The sequence below is a fragment of the Nocardioides sp. P4_G4 genome (genome assembly GCF_056401085.1).
The window spans coordinates 1-3,918 of record NZ_JBFUKA010000158.1 but is presented as its reverse complement, the minus strand read 5'-3'; the positions used below and the strand labels follow the sequence as shown (position 1 = coordinate 3,918).

3 protein-coding genes and 1 pseudogene are annotated in these 3,918 nt (G+C 71.4%); all 4 read left to right on the top strand.

Features of this window, described 5'->3' with window-relative positions; genetic code table 11:
* Window positions 1–1,072 (top strand): pyridoxal phosphate-dependent decarboxylase family protein (locus AC1DQF_RS21290; RefSeq protein WP_477527221.1); only part of this gene is annotated, 1,072 nt, incomplete at its 5' end.
* Window positions 1,073–1,082: 10 nt separating this feature from the next.
* Window positions 1,083–1,892, top strand: a complete 810-nt coding sequence (locus tag AC1DQF_RS21285; protein ID WP_477527220.1) for a fumarylacetoacetate hydrolase family protein — start codon at window positions 1,083–1,085, stop codon at window positions 1,890–1,892.
* Entirely contained in the window at window positions 1,889–3,361 is a 1,473-nt protein-coding gene (gene gltX / locus AC1DQF_RS21280) for a glutamate--tRNA ligase (RefSeq protein WP_477527219.1), read from the top strand. The genes AC1DQF_RS21285 and gltX overlap by 4 nt, the downstream gene beginning before the upstream one ends.
* A gap of 9 nt (window positions 3,362–3,370) precedes the next feature.
* Window positions 3,371–3,918, top strand: a pseudogene (locus AC1DQF_RS21275) (CPBP family intramembrane glutamic endopeptidase); the annotation flags it as partial.

Genomic DNA, 3,918 nt, shown 5'->3' with positions numbered 1-3,918 from the left:
GAACTCCGGCCTGCGCCGCATCACGCCCGCCCACACTGCCGTCGAGGACGTGACCGAGCGCTGGCTGGTCGACCTGCTCGGTCTCCCCGGGGGCAGCGCCGTCGGCTTCGTCACCGGCGGGACGATGGCCAACTTCACCTGCCTCGCCGCCGGCCGGGACAGCGTCCTGCGGCACGCGGGGTGGGACGTGGCCGAGCGTGGCCTCGTGGGTGGTCCCGGTGTGCGGGTGCTGGTCGGCCGCGAGCGGCACGACACGGTCGACCTGGCGCTGCGCTACCTCGGGCTCGGTGCCCCCGAGCCGGTGGCCGTCGATCGCGAGGGACGCATCGACCCGGCCGCTCTCGCCACCGCCCTCGCCTCCGGGGACGAGCGCCCCACCGTCGTCGTGCTCCAGGCGGGCAACGTCCACTCGGGCGCGTTCGACCCCTTCGCCGAGGCGATCCCGCTCGCCCACGAGCACGGCGCCTGGGTGCACGTCGACGGCGCCTTCGGCCTGTTCGCTGCCGCGTCGGGCACCCGTCGCCACCTGGTCGTGGGTTTCGAGCAGGCCGACTCCTGGGCCACCGACGCCCACAAGACCCTCAACGTCCCCTACGACTGCGGGCTGGCGATCGTGCGGGACCGGGCTGCGCTCCGGGCCTCCATGGGCATGCACGGCGACTACCTCATCCACGACGAGGCGGGGGAGCCGTTCGACAAGGTGCCCGAGATCAGCCGGCGAGGGCGGGCCTTCCCCGTGTGGGCGGTGCTCCGCGCCCTGGGGCGCGACGGCGTCGCCGACCTCGTCGACCGGCTCTGCACCCACGCGGGCGCGCTGGCCAAGGGGATCGACGACATCGAGGGCGCCGAGGTCCTCAACGACGTGGTCTTCACCCAGGTGTGCGCTGCCTTCGGCGACGACGAGCGCACGCGAGCGGTGGTGCAGGCGATGCTGGACGACGGCACCGCGTGGATGACCGGCTCGCGCTGGCACGACCGTGCGGTCCTCCGGGTGTCGGTCAGCAACTGGTCCACGACCGAGGACGACGTGGGGCGCAGCCTCGCTGCGCTGCGGGGCGCCGCCGGCGGATAGGCTCGCCCGCGTGCGTATCGCCAGATTCACCACCGGAGAAGAGCCCATGTACGGCGTCGTGACCGGGGAGGTCGACGAGTACGGCCAGCCCGCCGACGACACGGTCGTCGTGGCACTCGCCGGCGACCCCCTCTACGTCGGCGTCAAGCTGCTCGACCAGGAGTACAAGCTCGAGGACGTCCGCCTCCTCGCGCCGGTGCTGCCTCGCAGCAAGGTCGTGGGCATCGGTCGCAACTACGCGGCGCACGCCGCCGAGATGGGCAACGACCTGCCGACCGAGCCGTTGATGTTCCTCAAGCCCAACACCAGCGTGGTCGGCCCGGGGGACCCGATCTTCTACCCGCGCCAGACGCAGGACCTGCACTACGAGGGCGAGCTCGCCGTGGTGATCGGTCGCATCTGCCGCGACGTCCCGGCCGAGCAGGCCACCGACGTCATCCACGGCTACACGATCGCCAACGACGTCACCGCCCGGGACCTGCAGAAGAGCGACGTGCAGTTCACCCGCGCCAAGGGCTTCGACTCCTTCTGCCCGCTCGGCCCCTGGATCGAGACCGACCTGGACCCGCAGACGTTCGCGGACGGGGTCCGGATCCAGACCCACGTCAACGGCGACGTCCGCCAGGACGGCAGCACCGCCGACCTGATCTTCGACATCCCGACGCTGATCGCGCACGTGTCCAGCGTCATGACGTTGCTGCCCGGCGACGTCATCCTCACCGGCACCCCCGAGGGTGTCGGTCCCATGGAGGTCGGCGACGAGGTCGAGGTCTCGATCGCCGGCATCGGCACCCTCATCAACAAGGTGGCACAGCGTTGAGCACCCAGACCCCCGTCCGCGTCCGCATGGCCCCGTCCCCGACGGGCAGCCCGCACGTCGGCCTCGCCCGCACCGCTCTCTACAACTGGGCCTTCGCCCGCCACCACCAGCGGCACGGCGCGGGTGGCACGTTCGTGTTCCGGATCGAGGACACGGACAAGGAGCGGAACACGCAGGAGTCCTACGACTCGCTCCTCGACCTCATGCAGTGGCTCGGGCTCGACTGGGACGAGGGCCCGCTGAAGGGCGGTGACTTCGGTCCCTACCGCCAGTCCGAGCGCGGCGACATCTACGCCGACGTGCTCGCCCGGCTGCGGGCCTCGTCGTACACCTATGACTGCTACTGCACGACCGACGAGGTCACCGCGCGCCGCAAGGCCTCCGGCTCCAAGGTCATGGGGTACGACGGCTTCTGCCGCGAGCTGAGCGACGAGCAGGTCGACGCCTTCCGGGCCGACGGCCGCGAGCCTGTCGTCCGGTTCCGGATGCCCGACGGCGAGATCACGTTCACCGACCTGGTGCGCGGCGACATCACCTTCCAGACCGAGTTCGTGCCGGACTACGCGCTGGCCCGCGCCAACGGCGACCCGCTCTACACGCTCACGKCGCCGGTCGACGACGCCACGATGCGGATCACCCACGTCCTGCGCGGCGAGGACCTGCTCTCCAGCACCCCGCGCCAGGTGGCGCTCTTCGAGGCCTTCAAGGCGATCGGGCTGGCCGAGGAGACGCCTCGCTACGGGCACCTGCCCTACGTGATGGGCCAGGGCAACAAGAAGCTCTCCAAGCGCGATCCCGAGGCGCACATGGAGCTCTACCGCGAGCAGGGGTTCCTGCCCGAGGGGCTGCTCAACTACCTCGCCCTGCTCGGCTGGTCCATCGCCGCCGACCGGGACGTGTTCACCCTCGACGAGATGGTCGACGCCTTCGACATCAAGGACGTCAACCCCAACCCCGCGCGCTTCGACCTCAAGAAGGCCGAGGCGATCAACACCTCGCAGCTGCGGCTGCTGGCGCTGGACGAGATCACCGAGCGTTGCCTGCCGTTCCTGGAGAAGGCCGGCGTCCTCGACCCCGCGGACCTGCCCGACCGCCAGCTCCTCGACCAGGCGATGCCGCTGGTGGGCGAGCGCATCAACAAGCTCACCGAGGCCGTCGACATGCTCGGCTTCCTCTTCGTGGACGAGGCGGACTTCACCCGCACCGACACGCTCGACGACGCCGGTCGCGACGTCGTCCGGGCGGCGTACGACGCGCTGTCGGCCATCGAGACCTGGAGCACCGGCGAGATCGACGAGGCGCTGCGCAAGGCCCTGGTCGAGGAGCGTGGCCTCAAGCCGCGCCTGGCGTTCGGTCCGGTGCGGATCGCGGCGACCGGCCGGAAGGTCAGCCCGCCGCTCTTCGAGTCGCTCGAGCTGCTGGGACGCGAGCGCTCGCTGGCCCGGCTGCGCGACGCCATGTCTGCCTGACGGACCCCGGTGTCCGAGCAGGCCCGACCCCAGGAGCTGGGCTACCACCTGATCCACCGCCTCGGTCGCCGCGGGGCGTGGCGCCCGATCCTGGGCGTCGTCCTGCTCACGATCGGCCTCTTCGCCCTCTCGCCGTTCCTGTGGCAGCTGCCGTACGTCGCGTGGCTGCTGGCCACCGGTCGGCCCGTCGGCGCCGGCATGGACCACCTCCTGGACCTCGACCACCCCACACCGGTGGGGCTGGCCTACGTCAACCTGGTGCTGGCCACCGCCATCCCGATCACCTGGCTGCTGACCCGCTGGCTGCACGGGCTGCGGCCGGGCTGGCTCGCCTCGGTGGCCGCGCGGATCCGCTGGCGCTTCCTGCTGGCGTGCGCGGGCATCTCCGTGGTGGCCCTGGTGGCGACCGTCGTGGTCAGCACGTTCGTGCCCCAGCAGGGCGGCACCGAGATCAGCACCGAGCCCAACGCGTTCACGAGCACCACCCGCGACTTCCTGCTCGTGGTGCTGCTGCTGACGCCCCTCCAGGCGGCGGGGGAGGAGTACGCCTTCCGGGG